Source organism: Mameliella sp. CS4, assembly GCF_019392335.1.
Classification (GTDB): Bacteria; Pseudomonadota; Alphaproteobacteria; order Rhodobacterales; family Rhodobacteraceae; genus Antarctobacter.
Genome location: NZ_JAHXRQ010000232.1, coordinates 1 through 252, shown reverse-complemented (window position 1 = coordinate 252; position 252 = coordinate 1). Strand labels below are relative to the sequence as shown.

Genomic DNA, 252 nt, shown 5'->3' with positions numbered 1-252 from the left:
CGTTCAACTGCTCCGCACCCGACACCGGCAACATGGAAGTGCTGGTGCGCTACGCCAACGCTGAACAGAAACAACGTTGGCTCGAACCGCTGTTGCGCGGCGAGATCCGCTCGGCGTTCGCCATGACCGAGCCGGACGTAGCGTCCTCGGACGCCACCAACATGGCCGCCCGCGCCGAACACCAGGGCGATGAGTGGGTGATCAACGGCAAGAAGTGGTGGACCTCCGGCGCCTGCGACCCGCGCTGCAAGA

1 protein-coding gene is annotated in these 252 nt (G+C 65.5%); it reads left to right on the top strand.

Translation table 11 applies throughout. From position 1 onward, the window contains the following. Positions 1–252 (top strand): acyl-CoA dehydrogenase family protein (locus tag KZZ07_RS27210; RefSeq protein WP_219520135.1); only part of this gene is annotated, 252 nt, incomplete at both ends.